1 protein-coding gene is annotated in these 1,002 nt (G+C 71.8%); it reads left to right on the top strand.

The annotated features are described in order from the left end of the window. The first annotated feature begins 232 nt into the window (after window positions 1-232). A complete protein-coding gene (locus tag RB628_RS40860; RefSeq protein WP_318325702.1) occupies window positions 233-919 on the top strand; it encodes a hypothetical protein in 687 nt (228 codons plus the stop codon). Window positions 920-1,002: the final 83 nt, after the last annotated feature.

Here is a 1,002-nt window from a genome sequence, read left to right as displayed (position 1 = left end):
GTCCGCCGCAGGTCCCCAGTCCTCGGACCCGGTGATCCCGATGCTCTCCTCCCGTGCTCCCTCCGTCGGGCTGGCGCGCACCTACCTCATGCGGGCCACTGACGCTGTGGCCAGCTCGTCCGCCTTCAGGCCGGCCAAGGGCCGAGGGGCCTATCCATCCAGGTGGGGAGCACGCACTGCGCGTGCTCCCCATTTACCCGGCACCGTCCAGCACCACGACCGAGGAGGAACAGTGCCCGAGTTCTACCCGAGCATCGGCGAGGCCATCGGCGCCGCGATGCAGCACAACATCCGGCTTGCCTACGGCGGCGAGGCGTCCGGCTCCGACGCGCCCCTGCAAGTCCGACACCTACCCCACCCGTCGGCCGACCCGTACTCCGTCCCCGGGATGATCGCCCGGCTCACCGAGACAGCAACTCCCCATGAGGTCGCCGGAATCATCGAGGAGGTCAACGGAGCCCTGGTCGGGGCCCTCCCGCAGCTGACCGAACTCGTGGCTGCAGCGGCCGACTGGACCCGAGCCCGTCTGACCTTCGAGAACCCGCACCACAACCCGACCTTCGAGACGTGGACACGGCTGGCCGCCGCCACCCGCCTGTTGCGGGACGTCCAGGAGGAGTTGGAGGTCGCCGAGGACATGATCGCCGCGTTCCCTGCGGAACTCAGCGACCCCAAGTACCGCGACGAGGTACCTGCCCTGCGGTCCAGGGAACTGCTCAGCGATGTCCTCGGCAGCGACGCGGTCGCGGACACCAAGCCGCCCGCCGTCCAGAACCCGGAAGTGGACCGGCGCCGAGCCGCCCGCGCCTCCTCCCCGCACGCCGCCACTCAGCGGACCGCGCCCTCCGCCGGCGCGACGTCCGAACCACCTGCCAGCGCCCCGCCGCCCCGGTCGCCGCGCACCCGATGCTCGGCCTGACCTCGTCTGCCGCCCCCTTCCCGGAACAGGAGCTGCCCCGATGACCAGCAGAAGAGCGCCGCGCGCCCCGCCCCGCCTTGTCC

It is taken from the genome of Streptomyces sp. ADMS (genome assembly GCF_033441795.1).
In the GTDB taxonomy this organism is placed as follows: Bacteria; Actinomycetota; Actinomycetes; order Streptomycetales; family Streptomycetaceae; genus Streptomyces.
The sequence above is the reverse complement of the archived record's forward strand: the minus strand, read 5'-3'. Positions and strand labels throughout refer to the sequence as shown.